At 71.2% G+C, this 19,690-nt stretch carries 19 protein-coding genes; 16 read left to right on the top strand and 3 right to left on the bottom strand.

Annotated features, from left to right (window positions below):
- The first annotated feature begins 1 nt into the window (after position 1).
- Together BDZ31_RS24540 and BDZ31_RS11050 are read left to right on the top strand one after the other, a co-directional pair.
- A complete protein-coding gene (locus BDZ31_RS24540) occupies positions 2-289 on the top strand; it encodes a hypothetical protein (protein ID WP_221242985.1) in 288 nt (95 codons plus the stop codon).
- Between the two features lie 189 nt (positions 290-478).
- Positions 479-985 carry a hypothetical protein gene (locus BDZ31_RS11050; protein ID WP_183341969.1) on the top strand — a complete coding sequence of 169 codons (507 nt, stop codon included), beginning with the start codon at positions 479-481 and terminating at the stop codon, positions 983-985.
- A gap of 3 nt (positions 986-988) precedes the next feature.
- On the opposite strand, the gene BDZ31_RS11045 is transcribed toward BDZ31_RS11050, so the two are convergent.
- Positions 989-1,693: a phosphorylase family protein gene (locus tag BDZ31_RS11045; RefSeq protein ID WP_183341967.1), complete on the bottom strand. Its 705-nt coding sequence runs from the start codon at positions 1,691-1,693 to the stop codon at positions 989-991.
- 71 nt (positions 1,694-1,764) lie between these two features.
- On the opposite strand from BDZ31_RS11045, the gene BDZ31_RS11040 reads away from it, so the two are divergent.
- From BDZ31_RS11040 to folK, 7 genes are all read left to right on the top strand, one after another.
- Positions 1,765-2,193 (top strand): SCP2 sterol-binding domain-containing protein, encoded by a 429-nt coding sequence (locus BDZ31_RS11040; RefSeq protein ID WP_183341965.1) that lies wholly within the window; start codon positions 1,765-1,767, stop codon positions 2,191-2,193.
- Positions 2,194-2,584: 391 nt separating this feature from the next.
- Entirely contained in the window at positions 2,585-3,904 is a 1,320-nt protein-coding gene (gene tilS / locus BDZ31_RS11035) for a tRNA lysidine(34) synthetase TilS (protein ID WP_183341963.1), read from the top strand.
- A 58-nt stretch (positions 3,905-3,962) separates the two neighbouring features.
- Positions 3,963-4,493, top strand: coding sequence for a hypoxanthine phosphoribosyltransferase (gene hpt, locus BDZ31_RS11030; RefSeq protein ID WP_183342468.1), 531 nt, complete (start codon positions 3,963-3,965; stop codon positions 4,491-4,493).
- A gap of 173 nt (positions 4,494-4,666) precedes the next feature.
- Entirely contained in the window at positions 4,667-6,640 is a 1,974-nt protein-coding gene (ftsH, locus tag BDZ31_RS11025) for an ATP-dependent zinc metalloprotease FtsH (protein ID WP_183341961.1), read from the top strand.
- Positions 6,641-6,673: 33 nt separating this feature from the next.
- Positions 6,674-7,480 (top strand): dihydropteroate synthase, encoded by an 807-nt coding sequence (gene folP / locus BDZ31_RS11020; RefSeq protein WP_183341959.1) that lies wholly within the window; start codon positions 6,674-6,676, stop codon positions 7,478-7,480.
- Positions 7,477-7,899 (top strand): dihydroneopterin aldolase, encoded by a 423-nt coding sequence (folB, locus tag BDZ31_RS11015; RefSeq protein WP_183341957.1) that lies wholly within the window; start codon positions 7,477-7,479, stop codon positions 7,897-7,899. Before folP ends, folB begins: the two co-directional genes overlap by 4 nt.
- Before the next feature lie 4 nt (positions 7,900-7,903).
- The gene (gene folK / locus BDZ31_RS11010) at positions 7,904-8,425 is read left to right on the top strand and encodes a 2-amino-4-hydroxy-6-hydroxymethyldihydropteridine diphosphokinase (protein ID WP_183341955.1); all 522 of its coding nucleotides are present in this window, start codon (positions 7,904-7,906) and stop codon (positions 8,423-8,425) included.
- Positions 8,426-8,494: 69 nt separating this feature from the next.
- On the opposite strand, the gene BDZ31_RS11005 is transcribed toward folK, so the two are convergent.
- Positions 8,495-9,247, bottom strand: coding sequence for a glutathione S-transferase N-terminal domain-containing protein (locus BDZ31_RS11005; protein WP_183341954.1), 753 nt, complete (start codon positions 9,245-9,247; stop codon positions 8,495-8,497).
- A 422-nt stretch (positions 9,248-9,669) separates the two neighbouring features.
- Between BDZ31_RS11005 and BDZ31_RS11000 the strand changes: the two genes are divergently transcribed.
- On the top strand, positions 9,670-10,209 hold the full coding sequence (locus BDZ31_RS11000) for a hypothetical protein (protein WP_183341952.1): 540 nt from the start codon (positions 9,670-9,672) through the stop codon (positions 10,207-10,209).
- A gap of 248 nt (positions 10,210-10,457) precedes the next feature.
- Positions 10,458-12,677 (top strand): TolB family protein, encoded by a 2,220-nt coding sequence (locus tag BDZ31_RS10995; RefSeq protein WP_183341950.1) that lies wholly within the window; start codon positions 10,458-10,460, stop codon positions 12,675-12,677.
- A 211-nt stretch (positions 12,678-12,888) separates the two neighbouring features.
- On the opposite strand, the gene BDZ31_RS10990 is transcribed toward BDZ31_RS10995, so the two are convergent.
- On the bottom strand, positions 12,889-13,074 hold the full coding sequence (locus tag BDZ31_RS10990; RefSeq protein ID WP_183341948.1) for a hypothetical protein: 186 nt from the start codon (positions 13,072-13,074) through the stop codon (positions 12,889-12,891).
- Positions 13,075-13,618: 544 nt separating this feature from the next.
- Between BDZ31_RS10990 and BDZ31_RS10985 the strand changes: the two genes are divergently transcribed.
- The 5 genes from BDZ31_RS10985 (at position 13,619) to lysS (ending at position 19,639) form a co-directional block, all read left to right on the top strand.
- The gene (locus tag BDZ31_RS10985; RefSeq protein WP_183341946.1) at positions 13,619-15,577 is read left to right on the top strand and encodes a hypothetical protein; all 1,959 of its coding nucleotides are present in this window, start codon (positions 13,619-13,621) and stop codon (positions 15,575-15,577) included.
- Between the two features lie 151 nt (positions 15,578-15,728).
- A complete protein-coding gene (locus tag BDZ31_RS10980; RefSeq protein ID WP_183341944.1) occupies positions 15,729-16,493 on the top strand; it encodes a type III pantothenate kinase in 765 nt (254 codons plus the stop codon).
- A 25-nt stretch (positions 16,494-16,518) separates the two neighbouring features.
- Positions 16,519-17,508: a tRNA-dihydrouridine synthase gene (locus BDZ31_RS10975; RefSeq protein ID WP_183341942.1), complete on the top strand. Its 990-nt coding sequence runs from the start codon at positions 16,519-16,521 to the stop codon at positions 17,506-17,508.
- Positions 17,509-17,655: 147 nt separating this feature from the next.
- Entirely contained in the window at positions 17,656-18,135 is a 480-nt protein-coding gene (gene greA, locus BDZ31_RS10970; protein ID WP_183341940.1) for a transcription elongation factor GreA, read from the top strand.
- Positions 18,136-18,151: 16 nt separating this feature from the next.
- Positions 18,152-19,639 (top strand): lysine--tRNA ligase, encoded by a 1,488-nt coding sequence (lysS, locus tag BDZ31_RS10965; protein WP_183341938.1) that lies wholly within the window; start codon positions 18,152-18,154, stop codon positions 19,637-19,639.
- Positions 19,640-19,690 lie beyond the last annotated feature (51 nt).

Here is a 19,690-nt window from a genome sequence, read left to right as displayed (position 1 = left end):
GATGACGCTCCGCTTCTCCGCCGCGGCGTCGGACGCGAGCCCACCGATGATGAGTGCCGTGCCCGCGGCGAGCGAGGCGATGCGCAGCTTCGTTGCCTTCATCGAACCGACAATCTCCTCCCGCACGGCCGTCCGAACGGCCACATCACACGGCCGCCGTCGCGACGACCGCATCGGAAGCTACCTGCTGTTCTGGACGTTTGCAAAGAAGAACCCGCGTGTTTGCTATTGGCGTTCCGGTCGGTCCGCGACGGCGCGGAACCATCGGCGCCGCATCGCCCCGACTTGAGTACCACACGCCCGGTGGCGCGAGGGTAACCAACCCGTCTAACAACGTCATAAGGCCGACGTTGCGGTCTCGCGTCCACAGGGTGGCGATCGGGCCGCCGTGGCGCGGCGGCCCGGACCGGCGAGCCGCCGGATGGGCTGCGCTACAGTCGGCCGCGTCCGCGCCAGACCGACCGCAGAGGACGACCAGATGACGAACGACACCTCCGCCGACGGCCTCCGAGCCCGCATCTCGCGGCAGGGGGAGGATGCCCTCGGCAAGCTGGCCCAGGAGCTGCTCGAGAGCCCCTTCGTCAGCGGAGCGCTGACGCGGGCCTTCGACGCGCGCGAGAAGGCGGCCGCGGCGCAGGAGGTCGCGATGGGCGCGCTCAACCTGCCGTCGGCCGCGGACCTCGAGAAGCTGACCCGCCGCGTCCGCTCGGTCTCGCAGCGGCTGGAGGGGATCGAGGACGCGCTCGACCGCGTCGAGCAGCGGGTCGACACGCTCGGCGGCGCAAGCGCGGTCGAGCGGCGCCTCGACGCGCTCGAGGCGCAGGTCGCCGCGCTCGCGACGCAGCTGTCGCGCCTCGCCGACCAGCTGACGCCGTCGGCGCCGCAGCCGGTCGTCACCTCGGCCGCCGCGTCGAGAAGGCCGTCGCGCACGCGCGCGGCCGCCGCCAGAAGACGCGCGGCGGCGAGAAGAGCCAGAAGAGCCTGACGCTCAGCCGAGCGCGGTGACGGCGATCCGCCCGAGGCGGATCGCCGCCGCCTCCATCGCGTCGGCGTCGATCCGGCCCCGCCGGGCGCCGAGCAGGTCGCTGACGACCAGCGCGCAGGCCGTCTGCACTCCGCGCAGCGCACCCAGCTGGAACAGCGTCGCGGTCTCCATCTCGATCGCGAGCGCGGCCTCGGCCGTCTCCGCCGACGGGTCGGCGTGGGCGCCGGCCGGGTCGTAGAAGAGGTCGGTCGTCAGCACCGCTCCCCGCCGGGCGCCCCCCTTGGCGTCCGCGGCCGCCGCGAGCGCCGCCGTCAGCGCTCCGTCGGCGGCGACCCGCGCGCCGGCGCCCAGTGCGCGGCTGGCGCCGTCGCCGGCGATCGCCTCGGTCGCCACGATCGCGTCGCCGAGCTCGAAGCCGTCGCGCAGCGCGCCGCAGCTGCCGACGCGCACGATCCGGCGCGCGCCGAGCCGTACCAGCTCCTCGACCACGATCGCGGCGCTCGGGCCGCCCATGCCGGTGCTCTGGATCGTCAGCGGCGCGCCGTCGGCGGCGGCGCCGGTGTAGCCCCACAGGCCGCGGTTGTGGTTGAACATCTTCGGTCTCTCCAGCAGCGACTGCGCGAGCAGCAGCGCGCGGCCGGGGTCGCCGGGCAGCAGGACCCGCTCGGCCAGGTCGGCGGTCGGGTGGATGTGGAGCGTCGTCTCCATGCCGGCCGCGAGCATAGACTGCCGCGGACACTGGAGCCCGGCGGCGGGCGTGGTCGAACGGGAGGTCCCGGATGGGCAGCAGCAGCTTCAGGTCTCCGAGCGAGTTCCGCGAGGTGATCGACCAGATCTTCGGTCTGATGGACGGTCCCGAGATGGGGCCGCAGCTGCGCGACGCGGACGTGCCGCAGCGGTTCGAGTTCGAGGACCTCGACCTCGTCGTCAACGTCCGCGCCGCGCGCTCGGGCGAGGACGGCCGCTACATCGTGTGGGAGTGGAGCGACGACGTCGACTGGGAGCCGAAGGTCCGCATGGAGATGTCCTCCGAGACGGCCAACAAGTACTTCCAGGGCAAGGAGAACATCGCGATGGCGATCGCCCGTCGGCGGATCAAGACCGGCGGCGACATCAAGGCGGCGCTCGCGCTGATCCCGGTCGTCAAGCCGGTCTTCGCGCGCTACGTCGAGCTGGTCGAGCGCGACTACCCGCACCTGAAGGTCTAGGAACGCCGCTCGGCGGCCCTCTGACCGCCGCGGCGCGGGCCTGCCGGGGTCGGCGGACCGCGGCGGTTGACACCCCCGCGGGCGGGGAGTAGGCCTAATGGCACAGCACAAGGCCGGAACAGTGAGCCCGCCACCCGAACGTCGGTCCAGCGGACCGGCGATGGGAGTGCAGCTTGCAAGGTGCCGCCGCTGCTGAGGCGACGAGCGCCGTCGGCCGACGCGGCGGGCCGACTCGCCCGCGGGCGGCGGGGCCTCCGAGCGCGGCCCCGCCGCCGATTTCATCTGACGCGGTCGGTGCGCGCAATGCGGCGCCCGAGCGCGCTGTCAGCCCGAGCCGCGCTGACAGTCTCCTCGCGCGCGCGGAGGCGGCGCGGCGGCTACATTCGCCCCCATGGAGCGCGACGAGCTACTGGAGCGTGTGCGCGCGAGCGGCCTCCTGCCGGCCGGCTCGCCGGTCGTCGTGCTGCTGTCGGGCGGCCGCGACTCGGTCTGCCTGCTCGACCTCGCCGTCCTGCTCGCCGGCGCCGGGCAGGTGACGGCGCTGCACGTCAACTACGGCCTGCGCGAGGAGGCCGACGACGACGAGCGCCACTGCGCGGAGCTGTGCGCCCGGCTCGGCGTGCCGCTCGCGGTCGAGCGACCGCGCCACGGCGCCGGCGACGGCAACGTGCAGGCGTGGGCGCGCGAGCGCCGCTACGCCGCCGCCGAGCGGCTCGCGCGCGCCGTCGATCCGCCGGCCGCGATCGCCGCCGGCCACACCGCCGACGACCAGGTCGAGACGATCCTCTACCGGCTCGCCTCCTCGCCGAGCCGGCGCGCGCTGCTCGGCATGCCGCCGCGCGACGGCCTGCTCGTGCGGCCGCTGCTGGAGCTGACGCGCGCCGACACGACGGCGTGGTGCGAGGCGCGCGGCCTGCCGTGGCGCGACGACGCGACCAACGCCGGCACGAGATACGCCCGCAACCGCGTCCGCCACGGTCTCGTCCCGGCGCTGCGCGACCTCCATCCGGCGGCCGAGGCGAACGTGCTGCGGCTCGCCGCGCTGCTGCGCGACGAGGCCGAGCTGCTCGACGCGCTCGTCGCCGAGCAGATCGCCGACGACGGCACGATCCCGCTCGACCGCCTCGCCGCGCTGGCGCCGGCGCTGCGGCGGCTGGTCGTGCAGCGGCTCGCCGACGACGCCGCCGGCCGGCCGGTCCCCGGCGCCGCCCGTCGCGCCGACGCCGTCGCCGCGCTCAGACGGCGCGGCAGCGCGTCGCTCGACCTCGGCGGCGGCGTGCGCGCGGTCGCCGAGTACGGGCTGCTGCGTGCCGAGCGCCCGCCGCGCGACGATGCGCCGCCGCCCGCGCCGGAGCCGGTCGCGCTGCCGGTGCCCGGCGCCGTCGCCTTCGGCGGGTGGGAGGTCCGCTGCGAGGAGAGCGAGGTCGCCGCCGCCGACGGGGTGCTCGACCGCGCGGCGCTCGGCGGCGAGCTGCTCGTGCGCGCGTGGCGTCACGGCGACCGGATGGCGCCGGTCGGGCTCGGCGGCACGAAGTCGCTGCAGGACCTCTTCACCGCCCGCCGCGTCCCGCGCGCCCGCCGCGGCGCCGTCCCCGTCGTCGTCAGCGACGGCGAGATCGCGTGGGTGCCGGGGGTGGCGACCTCCGCCCGCCTCGGCGTGACGGCGGCGACCACGGCCGCGGTGCGGCTGTCGGCGCGCGCGGCGGGCTGAGCGTCCGCCGCAGCGTCCCGCGGGCGCGCTGCTTACACTGCGCGGCGACATGGCTTCGATGCGAGACACGGCGATCGGCGAGATCCTCGTCCAGCCCGACGACCTGCACCACCGCGTGCGCGAGCTCGGACGCGAGATCTCTCGCGACTATGCCGGGAAAGAGCCCCTGCTGGTGTGCGTCCTGAAGGGGGCGGTCTTCTTCCTCGCCGACCTCATGCGGGAGATCGAGGTGCCGTGCGAGGTCGACTTCATGGCGGTCGCCTCCTACGGCTCGGCGACTCAGTCCTCGGGCGTGGTGCGGATCCTCAAGGATCTCGACGCGGCGATCGAGGGGCGCGACGTGATCATCGTCGAGGACATCGTCGACTCCGGCCTGACGCTCCAGTACCTGCTGCGCAACCTGACCGCCCGCGGCCCGGCGTCGCTGTCGGTCTGCGCGCTGCTGACGAAGCCCGACCGCCTGCAGGTCGACCTGTCGCCGCGCTACGTCGGCTTCGAGATCCCGGACCGGTTCGCGATCGGCTACGGGCTCGACCACGGCGAGCGCTACCGCAACCTGCCGTACGTCGCCGCGTTGAAGCCGGAGTAGGCGCCTCGGCGCCTGCCGCGGCCGGTCGCTCAGGTCCGGCCGCACCCATGCCGATGCAGGGAGAAAACCGCCTCGAAGGTACAGCGACCCCTGCGGGGGCGGGAAAACCCAAGTGCTAGGCTAACCACTCCGTCCACCGTCAGATCGGCGCCGAGGGCGCCCGGAACGAGTTCATGAGCAGGTTCTTCAAGAGCGCCGCCTTCCCGATCCTCATCGTGGTCGTGCTCGCCTTTTTCGCAAATCGGCTCATCAACACCGGTGAGTCGGGGCCGAAGTACGACTACTCGACGTTCCAGGAAGACCTCGCCGAGGGCAACGTCAAGTCGGCGCTCGTGAAGACGAAGGACAACACCATCGAGGTGACGCTCAGAGCGCCGGCCAACCAGAAGCACGAGGTCGGCTACGTCCCCGACAACGGCAACACCCTGATCGGCGAGCTCAACAGAGCGAGAGTCGACTACAACGTCGAGGGGAGAAAGAGCAACGGCTGGCTCTCCCTGCTGACCTACGTGCTCCCGTTCCTGATCTTCATCGGCTTCTGGATCTTCCTCATGAACCAGGTCCAGGGCGGCGGCTCGAAGGTGATGTCGTTCGGGAAGAGCAGGGCCAGAAGGCTGTCGGTCGACTCGCCCAAGATCACCTTCCGCGACGTCGCCGGCGCCGACGAGGCGGTCGAGGAGCTGCACGAGATCAAGGAGTTCCTCGAGAACCCGAAGAAGTTCCAGGCGCTCGGCGCGCGGATCCCGAAGGGCGTCCTGCTCTACGGCCCGCCCGGCACCGGCAAGACGCTGCTCGCCCGCGCGGTCGCCGGCGAGGCCGGCGTCCCGTTCTTCTCGATCTCCGGCTCGGACTTCGTCGAGATGTTCGTCGGCGTCGGCGCCTCGCGCGTCCGCGACCTGTTCGAGCAGGCGAAGCAGAACTCGCCCTGCATCATCTTCATGGACGAGATCGACGCCGTCGGCCGTCACCGCGGCGCCGGCATGGGCGGCGGCCACGACGAGCGCGAGCAGACGCTCAACCAGCTGCTCGTCGAGATGGACGGCTTCGAGGCGAAGGACAACATCATCATGATCGCGGCCACCAACCGGCCCGACATCCTCGATCCGGCCCTCCTGCGCCCCGGCCGCTTCGACCGCCAGATCACCGTCGACCGCCCCGACCGCAAGGGCCGCGCGAAGATCCTCGAGGTCCACACCCGCGGCAAGCCGCTGGCGCGCGAGATCGACGTCGACGCGCTGGCCGGCCAGACGCCCGGCTTCACCGGCGCCGACCTCGCCAACCTCGTCAACGAGGCGGCGCTGCTCGCCGCCCGCACCGGCAAGCGCGAGATCACCCAGGTCGAGCTGGAAGAGGGGATCATGCGCGTGATCGCCGGCCCGGAGAAGAAGACGCGGGTGATGAGCGACGAGGAGCGTCGGATCACCGCGTACCACGAGATGGGCCACGCGATCGTCGGCCACTACCTGCCGCACGCCGACCCGGTCCACAAGATCTCGGTGATCGGCCGCGGCCAGGCGCTCGGCTACACGATCTCGATGCCACAGGAGGACAAGTTCCTCACCACGCGCGCCGCGCTCGCCGACACGATGGCGATGACGCTGGGCGGCCGCGCGGCCGAGGAGATCATCTTCGGCGAGATCACCACCGGCGCCTCCAACGACCTCGAGAAGGTCACCGGCACGGCGAAGCAGATGGTGATGCGCTTCGGCATGAGCGAGAAGCTCGGCCCGCGCGTCTTCGGCCACGACCACGGCCAGCCGTTCCTCGGCCGCGAGTTCAGCTCCGAGCCCGACTACTCCGACGAGATCGCGCGCGAGATCGACGACGAGATCCGCCGCATCGTCGAGTCCGCCCACCAGTCGGCGAAGGACATCCTCACCGAGCACAGAGAGTCGCTGGTCCTCATCTCCGAGATCCTGATCAAGCGCGAGACGATCGAGAAGGACCAGTTCGAGGCGCTGCTGGAGGGCCGCTCCGAGGAGGAGGTCTTCGGCGCCGAGGCGACGCCGCCGCCGGAGGTCCCGTCGGCGACCGCGCCCGAGCGTGGCCGCGACACCCCGCGCCCGCTGCCCCGTCCCGGCCTCGCCGGCGGCGCGGCCGAGCTGCGCGGCAGACTCGAGTTCCCGGAGAGACCCGAGCTCGCCTGACCCCGCTGGCGCCTCGGCGCCGCTGACGCCGCCATGCCAGAGCCGTTCCGCATCATGGGGATCGTCAACGTGACCCCCGACTCCTTCTCGGACGGCGGCGAGTGGTTCGACGAGGCGGCGGCGGCCGCGCACGGGCGCGAGCTGGAGGCCGAGGGGGCGGCGATCCTGGACGTCGGCGGCGAGTCGACGCGACCGGGCGCCGAGCCGGTGCCCAAGGACGAGGAGCTGCGCCGCGTCGTCCCGGTGATCGAGGCGCTCGCGGCCGGCGGGACGGAGGCGCAGATCTCGATCGACACCGTCAAGCTGGCGGTCGCCCGCGCCGCCTGCGAGGCCGGCGCCAGCTACGTCAACGACGTCACCGCCTTCCGCCACGATCCCGAGCTGGCCGGCTTCGTCGCTGACGCCGACCTCGACTGCTGCCTGATGCACATGCGCGGGGAGCCGCGCACGATGCAGCGCGACCCCAGGTACGACGACGTCGTCTCGGAGGTGAAGGCGTTCCTGGAGGAGCGGATGGCCTTCGCCGTCGCTGAGGGCGTCGACGAGACGCGGATCCAGCTCGACCCCGGGATCGGCTTCGGCAAGACGACCGCGCACAACCTCGAGCTGCTGCGCCGGATCGACGAGCTGGTCGCGCTCGGCCGGCCCGTCCTGGTCGGGGTGTCGCGCAAGAGCTTCCTCGGGACGCTCACCGGCCGCCCGGTCGGCTCGCGGGTGGCCGCGACGGTCGCCGCCAACCTGCTCGCGTTCGAGCGCGGGGCGACGATCTTCCGCGTCCACGACGTCGCGCCGCTGAGAGACGCGTTGACGGTCGCTGCTGCTACCTTGCGCGCACCATGAGCGCCGACGACGACGACTTCGAGGACGACCTCGACGACGACGAGGCCTCCGAGCCGGTCGTCACGATCGAGGTCAACGGCCTCTCGCTCTTCACCCACCACGGGGTGAGCGAGGCCGAGCGCGAGGTCGGGCAGCGGCTCGTCCTCGACCTCAGGCTCGAGGTCGGCGAATGCGACGCGACGATCACCGACCGTGTCGAGGACACGATCGACTACGGCGAGGTCTGCCAGGTCGTCGCGCTGGTGGCGCAGCAGCGCTCCTACAGAACGCTCGAGCGTCTCTGCAGCGCGATCGCCGACCGCCTGCTCGACCAGTACGACGCGGAGACCGTGTGGGTGAAGGCCTCCAAGCCCGAGCCGCCGATCCCGCTGCCGGTCGAGGACGTCTCGGTCGAGGTCTTCCGCGAGGCCGACGGCTAGCCGCGTGCCCGAGCGGATCGGCTACCTCGGCCTCGGCTCCAACGTCGGCGTGCCGCGCGACAACCTCGCGGCCGCCGTCGCCGCGCTGCCGGCCCACGGGGTGCGCGTGCTCGCCTCCTCCTCGACGTATGAGACCGAGCCGGTCGGCGACGTGCTCGACCAGCCCGACTTCCTCAACGCCTGCCTGCGGATCGCGACCGAGCTCGAGCCCGAGCAGCTGCTCGCCGCCTGCAAGGCGGTCGAGCGGGAGCTGGGCCGGGCCGCCGAGAGCAGCCCCGGCTACGTCAGACACGGCCCGCGGCCGATCGACGTCGACCTGCTGCTGCTCGGCGACGAGCCCTACGAGTCGCCGCGGCTGCGGCTGCCGCACCGCGAGGTGACGAGCCGCCGCTTCGTGCTCGTCCCGCTGCTGGAGCTGGAGCCCGGACTGACGCTGCCCGACGGCACCGTCCTCGCCGACGCGCTGGCGGCGCTGCCGGTGGGGCAGAGAGACGCCGTCCGTCGCGCCGGCGAGCCGCTCACCTGAGAGCGCGCCGGCGCTTCCTGCGTCCGCTCGCGCCGTCCGGATCGCGGCGATCCGGACGGGCGGCAGCGTTCATGCGCTCGCCGCGAGGGGTGCCGATCGCGTGGTGAGCGCGTAGGTCCCGGCCGGCATCTCCCCGTCGTAGTCGGGGAAGAGCCGCCGGCGCAGCTCGCCGGCAGGCCGCGCGTCGAGCAGCGGGCGGAGGTCGGCGAAGGTCGACAGCATCCCGAGGCTGGAGCCGATCTGGAGGTCGGCGGCGTTCGGCTGCTCTCCGCCGATCACGCCGTCGTCGATCCAGCCGTCGATCCGGTCGATCCAGCCGGGCAGCGCGTCGAGGTCCGCCCGCGCGCGGTCGTCGCCGGCGCCGTGGCGCCAGCGCGCCGCGCGGCCGATGAACGGCAGCGACATGCGCGCCGCGAAGTCCGGGATCGGCAGCGCCGAGCCGGCGGCGTAGGAGGCGAACGCCCCGGGCCGCCGGCCGACGCCGACCCAGAACAGCCGGCGGACGGCCGGTTGCAGCACCTCGTCGCCCCACCGCTCGGCGGCGAGGACCCGCTCGCGCGCGGCGGGATCGGCCGGCACGAGGGGCGGCGCGGGGACGAGCTGGTCGAGCCGGCGCAAGATCGCGCGCGAGCCGACGATCCGCTCGCCGTTGCCGAGCTCGAGCGCCGGCACCGTGATCTGCCGGAAGCGCAGCCACTGCTGCGGGACGTGGACGGCCGGGATCCGCTCGACGACGCGATATGGCTGGCGCTTGAGCTCCAGCGCCCGCTCGACCGCGACGCACGGATGCGAGCCGTGTATCGCAAAGAGAATGTGGCCCATCGCGCGAGAGTACGCCTCCTCAGCTGCCTGCGCGCCGTATGACTCCACTTTCGCCATCTAATGAAGTGAAGGTGAGACGCCTCAGCGCCGCCGCGACAGAACGTCTGAATGAGGCAACTTGCAGTTGACTTTTGGGAAGGCGAGGGTTTATGGTCGTCCCGACGCCGGCCGCAGAGGGTCATCCACCCAGAGATCTGCGCCGCGTCACGGTCGCGAAGGGGAAAGGGGGTCGGACAGCTCCGGGGGTGGAGCTGCACCAGACTTGGTCGTGAAGGGGGCGCGCGCCCGTTGCGCGCGTCGATGATTCACACGTTATGCGCTGGGTCGCAAGCGCGGCGTGCATGTTGCCGTGCGCTCGGCTCCAAGCGAATCCATCGAATAGTCGCTCGTTCAATTGAACGAGCCGATCAGGAGTGTAATTCATGCGTAAGTTCCTCGGCGCCGCCCTCGCGGCGGCCACCGCTGGCGTCATGCTGTTCTCCGCCAACGCTGCAGCGCTGGACGGCATCAGCGTCGGCGATCCGGTCATAGGCACGCTCGTCTCGCCGCAGATCCAGCTCGGCTCGATCTCTCACTGCACCGGCAGCACCGTGAGCGGCGTGGTCGGCTACGACAACGGCGTCGGCAACGGCGGCGGCGGTCCCGTCACCGCGGCCAGCTTCAGCGGCTGCAGAACGCTTGGCAGCAGCTCGACCGTGACGGCGAACGGCCTGCCGTGGGCGCTCGACATCGACGGTGCCGGCAACATGACGCTCTCGGACATCAACGTCACGCTCCGGTGGGGTCTCCTGAGCTGCACCTTCGAGGGGGCGGTCAGCGGGCTGTACGATCCGATGTCGGGTGACGTCGTCCTCAGCGGCTCGCTCACGCGTACCGCGGGCAGCTCGCTCTGCGGCAGCAGCCAGCCCGTCGTGGGCACCTACAACGTCGTCGACCAGTTCGGTGTGCCGGTCCAGCTCTGACCCCGGCCGCTTCGGCGACTGATTCACTCAGCATCCGCAGTACGTACGGGGCGGCCGACGGCCGCCCCGTGCGCGTGTCTGGCGGGATCGAGACCAACGGGGCTCGGGGGATGCGACGAATCTCGTCGTGGCCTGACGGACCCCTGTTGGACTTTGGAGCCGTGTGTGTTTACGCTTGGCGCGAGGGGCACCAGGGGAAGGTCGCACGACCCTGTGGCGCCATTCGGTCGCACGAGGAAAGAGGAGAGATGGACGAACGATGGTCGTCAGTTCGGCCAGTGCCCGCTGCGCCGGGCGCACGGGCGGCTGCCGTCAGGGCGGCGCGCTCGGCGCTGCTCGCCACAGGCGTCGCCTCGGCGCTCGCTACGGGAGCCGTCGCCGCGGAGCCCGGATCGGACGGACGAGTCTACGAGCGTGTCTCGCCGGCACAGAAGGGCACCTCGGCAGCGCAGGACATCTTCGCGGTCGCCGACGACGGCGGCAGCATCAACTACACGCTCTACGGCGCCGTAGAAGGCCAGCACAGCTTCGGCGTGCGGACGCCGCTCCGCGCGTCGCGTACGGCGACGCATTGGTGGAACGACGCTGTCACGCCCAAGACCCGCATCGTGTCGGGGCTCGATTCCAACAAGGAGGCTGTCGTCCTCGCTACGTCGTCCGACGGGGCGACTGCGCTCGTGAAGACGCCGTACGCGCTCGAGGAGCGCGACGAGGACGAGGAGCAGGATCTCTACCTGCTCGACATCTCCTCCGGTGAGGCGCGGCTCGTGAGCGCAGCGGAGTCAGGACACGACGCTGCCGGCAGCAAGCCATACATGGCGGGCGTTACGAACGATCTCAGCGTCATCACGTTCCGACAGGCTGATCCGCTCACGCCAGACGCTCCGACCAACGGTGGGGTCTATCAGTGGCGTGACGGCGCCATCACGCTCGTCTCGCGCAACTCGGATGACGATCCGGTCGCCCCCGCCGCGACGCAGCAGAGTGACCAGCGCACGTCGATGTCATCCGTCCAGACCTTCGAGGTCCGCCTTCCCCACGGCGGGATGCACAACGTCTCCGACGACGGCTCGGTCGTCTTCTGGCAGGCGACGGCGCTTCCGACCCAGCTCGGCAGACTGTTCGCGCGCATCGACGGGAACACGACCATCGCCTACACGACGTCGCAGCGGTCCGCGTCCGGCGGCACGCCGGCCGGCACGCACCCGACCGCCACGCGGTTCCTCGGCGCCAAACCGGATGGGAGCGCCGTCTACTTCAGCAGCACCGAGATGCTCGCCGACGACGCGACACAAGGTGGCGGCATCTATCGCTACACCTTCGCCGACGGAAGACTCAGCCAGGTCACCTCGGCGTCGATCGGCGGCACCAACGTCGCAATCTCCAGCGCGATGATCTCGGGCGACGGCACCCATGTGTACTTCGTCTCCAACCAGAGATTGACCGCCGACGCTGGCACCTTCAACGGCTACGTCTGGAGCGAGACGGGTGGCACCAGACTGGTCGCAGCCTTCGGCGGCGGCGCGCCGAGAATCGAGCGCGTTGGGCGCGACGGGCGCTTCGCGCTGTTCGAGACGGCTGCATCCGTCAACGGAGCGCTGACGGGAGGCAATCGCGTCGTCTACCGGTACGACGCCCAGGAGGGCGAGCTGCTCTGCGCCTCTTGCCGCCCCGACGGATCGGCGGCGGAGACCGACACGCTGCTCAACATCGGCATCGTCGGCCGGAACCTCAGCGATGACGGCGAGGTCTACTTCACGACCGCGGACCGGCTCGTGGAGGCGGATGTCAACGGCGTGCGCGACGTGTACGCCTTCGACGGTCACGAGCCGCTCCTGATCTCGTCCGGCCGCGGATCCGTCAACAGCCATTACGGCGACAGCTCCGACGACGGCATCGACGTCTTCTTCGTCACGCGCGAGCAGCTCGCCGATGACGACATTGACGATCTGAACGACGTCTACACTGCGCGCCGCGGTGGCGGCTTTCCGCCGCTGCCAGAAGATCCGGTGATCCCGTGCAGAGGCACTGCGTGCGTGCTGCCCGCGCCGGTGCCGGACTTCGCCACACCGGCCAGCGAGTTGCTGGACGGAGTTGGCAATGTCGACGAGCCCGCGATCGCGCTCCCGTCGCTGCGGCTGCAGCCGATCGGCACCGCGGCGCGCAAGCGGTTCGCGCGCACCGGCGCGACGGTGGTCCGCGTCCGCACGACGACGAAGGCCAAGGTCAACGTCACGTTGCGTGTCCGCATGGGCGGTCGCTGGGTCAGGAGTGCGCGCGCCGCTAAGGCGTTGAACAAGGCTGGTACCGCGAAGGTCCGGGTTGCGCTCACGCGGCGGGCGCGGAGAGCATTGGCTTCGGCCGGCGCGCTGCGAGTCCGCATCGAGGCGAGATCGTCGCGCACCACTGGCACGGTGTCCCGAGGCTTCGTTCTGCGTCTGTCATCCAGAGCGAAGGGGGCACGATGATGACGTTCGCCGGACAGTCGATGCGGACATCGCCGCGGATCACGGCACGAGACGAGGAGACGAGGGGCATGGCGGCGAGCGGGACATCGGCCCGCGAAGGACGTGGGCGAGCGGTGCGGTGGCTCGTCGCAGCGTTTGCGGCACTCGCTGCGCTGGTCGCGGCCCAGCCGGCGCAGGCCGAGTTCGGCGTGGAGTCGTTCTCGACCACGCTTCACGCACCGGCGCCGTATCTGGAGGACTGGTTCAACGCGATGATGAACGGCGATCCACTGCCGCCTCCGCCGGCGCTGACGCCTGCGACGCAGGCCGGGGCCCATCCCGACTTGACCACCTTCTTCTCGTTCGACCGCACGGTGACACGCGAGGGGAGAGAGATCGTCGCGTCGATGAAAGACATGACGCTCGATCTCCCGGTCGGCTTCTATGGCAACCCGCAGGTCTTGCCTCAGTGCCCGCGAGGCACGCTGTACGACGAGGTGCCCTATGGGTACGGCTGCCCACCCGACACGCAGGTTGGCATCGCTTGGGTTCTCAGCAGCGGTACCGCGAACGGCCCTTACGACGGGTGGACGCCGATCCCCGTGTTCAGCATCGTGCCGGACAGAAACCATGCCGCGGCGTTCGCGTTCAAGGTCTTCAATGCGATCACGGAGATCCGCGTCGGTGTGCGTGGTGAAAGCGACTATGGCATCCGGGCGGTGGTCAGAAACGCGACAGGCTTCGCCGACATCGGCGGCGTTATGCTCACCCTTTGGGGCGTGCCCGCCGATCCGGTGCATGACTACGAACGCCTCGACGCGAACGGCGCGCCCGGAGCGACGAACCCTCACCCGCGCCGCCCATTCCTGACGGCGCCGTCGGCCTGTAACGGGTCGCTCCGCTCCGAGTTGAGAGCTCGTTCTTGGTATGACCAGGACAGATGGGTCACGGCTTCGGCTCCGGTGCCGCAGCCGACCGGCTGCGAGGCGCTGAGATTCGAGGCCGGGCTGCAGCTCAAGCCGCAGCATGGGCGGCCTGACGAGCCTGCCGGGTTCGACATCGACCTGAAGGTCAAGCAGAACGACGATCCGGACGGGCTGTCGTCGCCGACGGTCAGAAAGGTCCAGGTCAGACTGCCGGAGGGCGTCGCGATCTCGCCGCCGTCGGCGTGGGGTCTGGACGGCTGCTCGGACGCGGCGACGAAGCTCGGCACGGCTGAGGCCGCGGTCTGCCCCGAGACGTCGAAGATCGGCTCGGTCGCGATCGACACGCCGCTGCTCCCCAATCCGCTCGTCGGCGACGTCTTCCTGCGCTCGCCGCAGCCGGGGAACCTCTTCCGGCTGCTGATCGAGGCGCGCGGCTCCGGCATCGTCATCAAGCTGCCGGGCACCGTGCTGCGCGATCCGCAGACGGGGCAGATCACGGCGATCTTCGACAACAACCCGCAGCTGCCGTTCAGCAACCTTCGGATGTCTCTGCGCGGCGGCGACCGCGCGCCGCTCGTCAACCCGGCCACGTGCGGGCCGAAGACGACCACGACCGAGATCACGGCCCACACCGGTGCCGTCGTGAGCTCGAGCTCGACGTTCAACATCGAGGGCTGCGGTCCTGACGTCTTCGCGCCGTCGTTCAGCGCCGGCGTGCAGAACGCGGTCGCGGGCAAGTCGGGCGCCTTCTCGCTGACGCTGCGGCGGGCCGGCGGGCCGCAGGTGCTGCGCACGCTGCGCGTCGAGATGCCCAAGGGCTTGCTCGCGCGCGTCGGCGACGTGCCGCTGTGCGACGACTCCGCCGCCGCCAACGGCGCCTGCGGCGAGCAGTCGCGGGTCGGGTCGGTAACGGTCGGCGCGGGCGCCGGCGCCTCGCCGTACCACCTCGGCGGCCGCGTCTACATGGGCGGCCCGTACAAGGGCGCGCCGTACAGCCTCTCGATCGTCGTGCCGGCGATCGCCGGGCCGTTCGACCTCGGCACCGTCGTGGTGCGCGCGGCGGTGGCGATCGACCGCAACGACACGTCGCTGACGATCGCCTCCGACCCGATGCCGACGATCCTCGAGGGCGTGCCGCTGAACCTGCGGACGCTCAACGTGACGATGGATCGCGACCAGTTCATGGTCAACCCGACCAACTGCTCGCGCGCCTCGGTCGACGGCGTGATCGGCTCGCAGACCGGCACCGAGGTCGCGCGCTCGGCGCGCTTCCAGGTGGCCGACTGCGCCGCGCTGCCGTTCAAGCCGAAGCTGACGCTGACGGCGGGCAACGCCAGACGGTCACCGCGCAACGGGTTGACGATGCCGCTGACCGCGACGCTGAAGATGACCCCCGGCCAGGCCAACAACCGGCTCGTTCGGGTCGACCTGCCGCGGACGGTCAACGCGCGCCTCGAAGTCATCAACAACGACAAGGCGTGCACGATGGAGCAGTTCATCGCCGACAGATGCCCGCAGAGCATCGGCTCGGCGACCGCCGTCACGCCGCTCCTGCAGGAGCCGCTGACCGGCCCGATCTACCTCGTCCGCAACCCGGCCCGCAGACTGCCGGACATGGTCGTCCGGCTGAGAGGTCAGGGGACGGCGTCGCTGGTCGCGGTCGACGTGACCGGGAAGATCACGATCAACCGCAACCTGACGCTGCGGACCGCCTTCGACACGATCCCGGACGTCCCGATCACGAGCTTCAAGCTGTCGCTCGTGGCCGGCAAGCGGGGCGCGGTCGGCGCGATCGGCAACTTCTGCACCGCGAGAGTGCGCAAGGCCTCCGTCGCGAGATTGGCCTTCCGCGCGCAGAGCGGCAAGCGGGTCAACGTCAACCAGCGGATGAAGGTCGCCGGCTGCAAGAGCGCCAGACAGTCGGCGAAGGCGAAGAGAGGCAGAGGCGCCAAGCGCGCCGCCAAGAAGCGCGGCGCGGCGCGCAGCGCGCGCTGAGCTGACCGGCCACGCGGGCTCGGAGCGACGCCGAGCCCGCCGCGGCTGCGCAGAACCAGATGGACGACGCGGCCGGGCGACTCGCCCGGCCGCGTCCGTTCTGGCGCGTGACGCGTCATCGCCGCGACCGAGCCGTGATAATGCCCCGGTCATGCTCCTCGTGCTCGACGTCGGCAACACGCAGACCCACTTCGGAACCTTCGACGGCGAGGAGCTGACGCAGCACTGGCGCTTCGCGACGGTGCGCGAGTCGACCGCAGACGAGCTCGGCGCCAAGCTCGCCAACCTGCTCGGCCTGCGCGGCCTCGGATTCGGCGACGTGCAGGCGTCGATCGTCTCCAGCACCGTGCCGCAGCTCGGCGCCGAATGGCGCGTCGTCGGCGAGCGCTACCTCGGCCACCAGACCCTCGTCGTCGGTCCCGGCATCAAGACCGGGATGCCGATCCGCTACGAGAACCCGCGCGAGATCGGCGCCGACCGGCTCGTCAACGCCGTCGCCGCCTACGAGCGCATCGGCGAGGCCTGCGTCGTCGTCGACTTCGGCACCGCGATCACGTTCGACCCCGTCTCGGCCGACGGCGAGTACCTTGGCGGCATCATCGCCCCCGGCGTCGAGATCTCGATGGAGGCGTTGACCGAGCGCGCCGCGGCGCTGCCGAAGATCGACCTCGTCGAACCGCGGACGCTGATCGGCAAGACGACCGTCGACGCGATCCGCTCCGGGATCGTCTACGGCTTCGCCGGCCAGGTCGACGGCATCGTCCGCCGTCTGCGCGACGAGCTGGGGGAGGAGACCGCGACGATCGCGACCGGCGGCCTCGCCCAGGCGATCGTCCCCTTCACCGAGGAGATCGACGAGACCGACGACCTCCTCACCCTCACCGGCCTGCGCCTGCTGCACGAGCGCAACCGGTAGTCGCGCGCGGCTACCATCGTCTCCCGTGACCCGTTCCCTCCACGACTCCTGGACGCTCGGCGGCGTCGAGATCCCGAATCGCGTCGTGCTGGCGCCGCTGGCCGGCATCGGCAACTGGTTCGTGCGCCTGCAGGCGAAGCGCTACGGCGCGGGGCTGGCCGTCTCCGAGATGGTCTCCAGCCACGCGATCCACTACGGCAACGAGAAGACCTGCACCGAGCTGCTGCGGGTCCATCCGGAGGAGCGGGTCCGCGGGCCGGTGTCGCTGCAGCTGTTCGGCAACGACCCGGAGATCATGCGCTCGGCGGCGGCCAGAGCGGCTGAGACCGGCGCCGACCTGATCGACCTCAACATGGGCTGCCCGGTCCCCAAGGTCTGCAAGACCGGCGCCGGCGCCGCGCTCGTGAAGGACCCGGAGCTGGCGGTCGCGCTCGCCGTCGCCGCGCGCGAGGGCAGCGGCCTGCCGGTCACCGTCAAGCTGCGCCCGGGCATGCGCCCCGGCGATCGGCACGGGATCGAGCTCGCCTACCGGCTCGTCGAGGACGCCGGGATCGCGGGGCTCTGCATCCACCCGCGCCACGCCTCCCAGCAGCACAGAGGCAGACCGGACTACGACCTCGCCCGGCGACTGGTCGAGGAGCTGCCGGTACCGGTGCTGATCTCCGGCGGGCTCAGAAGCGCCGCGCGCGTAAGAGAGGTGTTCGAGTACACCGGCGCCGAGGCCGTCCTGCTGGCGCGCGGCTCGCTCGGCAACCCGTGGCTGTTCGAGCAGGTGCTCGGCCTGCGCGACGGCGAGCCGAGCCGCGAGGAGATCCTGACCGAGGTCGCGTGGGTGCTCGACCGCGCCGTCGAGCATCTCGGCGAGGGGCGCGCGGCGCGCTACCTGCGCAAGTTCTACCCCTGGTACGTCGAGCGGCTCGGCGAGGGCGCCGAGCTGCAGGACCGCCTGCAGCGGACCGAGACGATCGCCCAGGCGCGCGAGGCGTTCGGCCTCCCGGCGCTCGCCGCCGCCTGACGACGAGGACCCTTACCGAATCATTAGAAACGCGGCGCTATACTGTCGCGCCCCGCTGTCCAGATCGGACCGAAATCCCGCCATGTGCGGGTTTTTCGTTGTCTGGCGGCGGGCAACGCACACCATCGCACTGCCAAGGTCACGCCTATGCCCAAGGACGTCATCCTCACGCCGGACGGTCTCTCGAAGCTCAAGAGCGAGCTCGAGTACCTCTCGACCGAGAAGCGTCGCGAGGTCGCCGCCCGGATCAAGGAGGCGCGCGAGTTCGGCGACATCTCCGAGAACGCCGAGTACGACGACGCCAAGAACGAGCAGGCGATGCTCGAGTCGAAGATCGCGCAGCTGGAGGAGAAGCTGCGCGCGGCGACGGTGATCGACTCCGCCGACCTCGGCACCGACGTCGTCGGCATCGGCTCCTCCGTCGAGGTCGACGACGCGGGCAAGAGCGCGACGTACACGATCGTCGGCTCCTCGGAGGCCAACCCGGCCGAGCGCAAGCTCTCCAACGAGTCGCCGGTCGGCAAGGCGCTCGTCGGCGCCAAGGTCGGCGACACCGTCACCGTGCACCTGCCCAACGGCAGGCAGCGCGAGCTGAAGATCAAGAAGATCGACGTCGGCCTCGCGTAGCGCCGTCCGCCGCGCCATGGCCGCCACCGAAGACGACAGACCCGCCGCCCCGTCCGGCGAGGAGACCTCCGTGCTGCTCGCGGCGCGCCGGCAGAAGCTGGAGCGCCTGCGCGCGGACGGGATCGAGCCGTTCCCGCACGAGTACGACGGCGTCGTCGCGATCGCCGACGTCAAGTCCGCCCATGAGGCGCTTCAAGACGGCGAGGAGACCGAGGACGTCTACCGCGTCGCCGGCCGTCTGGCCGCCCGTCGCGGCCAGGGCAAGGCTGCCTTCCTCGATCTCGTAGACCGCTCCGGCCGCATCCAGCTCCACGCGCGCGTGGACGTGCTCGGCCGCGAGGCGTTCGACCGCCTGATCTCGCTCGATCTCGGCGATCTGATCGGCGTCGACGGCGCGATCTTCCGCACCCGCCGCGGCGAGCTGTCGCTGCGGGTCGACGGCTGGACGCTGCTGGCGAAGTCGCTGCGCCCGCCGCCGGAGAAGCATCACGGCGTGCAGGACGTCGAGCTGCGCTACCGCCACCGCGAGCTCGACCTGATGTCCTCGCCGGAGGCGCGCGACCTGTTCCTCACGCGCGCGAGAATCGTCTCGGCGGTCCGCCGCTTCCTCGACGACGCCGGCTTCGTCGAGGTCGAGACGCCCGTCCTGCAGCCGCTCTACGGCGGCGCCAACGCGCGTCCCTTCACGACCCATCACAACGCGCTCGACCGCGAGCTGTACCTGCGGATCGCGACCGAGCTGTACCTCAAGCGCCTGATCGTCGGCGGCCTGGAGAAGGTCTACGAGATCGGCAAGGACTTCCGCAACGAGGGGATCTCGCACAAGCACAACCCCGAGTTCACGATGGTCGAGTTCTACGAGGCCTACGCCGACTACGAGGACATGGCCGAGCGGACCGAGCGGCTCGTCGCCGCCGCGGCCGACGCGGCCGGCTACGCCGGCGAGATCGACCTGGCGCCGCCGTGGAGACGCGAGACGCTCGCCGGCTCGATCCTCTCCCGCACCGGGATCGACATCATGGCCGCGACCGAGCGCGACCAGCTCGCCGCCGCGATGGCCGAGAAGGGCCTGAGAGTCCCGCCCGACGACACCTGGGCCCAGCTCGTCGACGAGCTGGTCTCCAAGCACGTCGAGCCGACGCTGATCGAGCCGACCTTCCTGCTCGACTACCCGGTCGAGCTGTCGCCGTTCGCCAAGCGCCACCGCGACGACCCGCGACTGGTCGAGCGGTTCGAGGCGTACGTCAACGGGATGGAGATCGCGAACGCGTTCTCGGAGCTGAACGACCCCGACGAGCAGCGCCGCCGCTTCGAGCAGCAGCGCCGCGACGCCGAGGCCGGCGACGAGGAGGCCCAGCCCTACGACGAGAGCTTCCTGCAGGCGCTCGAGCAGGGCATGCCTCCGACCGGCGGCGTCGGCGTCGGGATCGACCGGCTCGTGATGCTGCTGACCGGCCGCAGATCGATCCGCGAGGTGGTCCTGTTCCCCGCGATGCGCGACTGACGGACGGCGATCCGGGGCAGAGGAGTCGCAGGCCAACGCGCCTCTGTGCAG

This window comes from Conexibacter arvalis (assembly GCF_014199525.1).
Lineage (GTDB): Bacteria > Actinomycetota > Thermoleophilia > Solirubrobacterales > Solirubrobacteraceae > Conexibacter > Conexibacter arvalis.
This window is presented reverse-complemented; position numbering and strand designations above follow the sequence as displayed.

Coding starts and splice junctions, on each gene's coding strand:
- BDZ31_RS10980 (WP_183341944.1), top strand. CDS start 15,729: ATGCTCCTCGTGCTCGACGTCGGCAACACGCAGACCCACTTCGGAACC.
- BDZ31_RS11005 (WP_183341954.1), bottom strand. CDS start 9,247: ATGGGCCACATTCTCTTTGCGATACACGGCTCGCATCCGTGCGTCGCG.
- folP (WP_183341959.1), top strand. CDS start 6,674: ATGCCAGAGCCGTTCCGCATCATGGGGATCGTCAACGTGACCCCCGAC.
- lysS (WP_183341938.1), top strand. CDS start 18,152: ATGGCCGCCACCGAAGACGACAGACCCGCCGCCCCGTCCGGCGAGGAG.
- BDZ31_RS11040 (WP_183341965.1), top strand. CDS start 1,765: ATGGGCAGCAGCAGCTTCAGGTCTCCGAGCGAGTTCCGCGAGGTGATC.
- tilS (WP_183341963.1), top strand. CDS start 2,585: ATGGAGCGCGACGAGCTACTGGAGCGTGTGCGCGCGAGCGGCCTCCTG.
- ftsH (WP_183341961.1), top strand. CDS start 4,667: ATGAGCAGGTTCTTCAAGAGCGCCGCCTTCCCGATCCTCATCGTGGTC.
- BDZ31_RS10995 (WP_183341950.1), top strand. CDS start 10,458: ATGGACGAACGATGGTCGTCAGTTCGGCCAGTGCCCGCTGCGCCGGGC.
- folB (WP_183341957.1), top strand. CDS start 7,477: ATGAGCGCCGACGACGACGACTTCGAGGACGACCTCGACGACGACGAG.
- hpt (WP_183342468.1), top strand. CDS start 3,963: ATGCGAGACACGGCGATCGGCGAGATCCTCGTCCAGCCCGACGACCTG.
- BDZ31_RS11000 (WP_183341952.1), top strand. CDS start 9,670: ATGCGTAAGTTCCTCGGCGCCGCCCTCGCGGCGGCCACCGCTGGCGTC.
- BDZ31_RS11050 (WP_183341969.1), top strand. CDS start 479: ATGACGAACGACACCTCCGCCGACGGCCTCCGAGCCCGCATCTCGCGG.
- BDZ31_RS10990 (WP_183341948.1), bottom strand. CDS start 13,074: ATGTCTTTCATCGACGCGACGATCTCTCTCCCCTCGCGTGTCACCGTG.
- BDZ31_RS11045 (WP_183341967.1), bottom strand. CDS start 1,693: ATGGAGACGACGCTCCACATCCACCCGACCGCCGACCTGGCCGAGCGG.
- BDZ31_RS24540 (WP_221242985.1), top strand. CDS start 2: ATGACGCTCCGCTTCTCCGCCGCGGCGTCGGACGCGAGCCCACCGATG.
- greA (WP_183341940.1), top strand. CDS start 17,656: ATGCCCAAGGACGTCATCCTCACGCCGGACGGTCTCTCGAAGCTCAAG.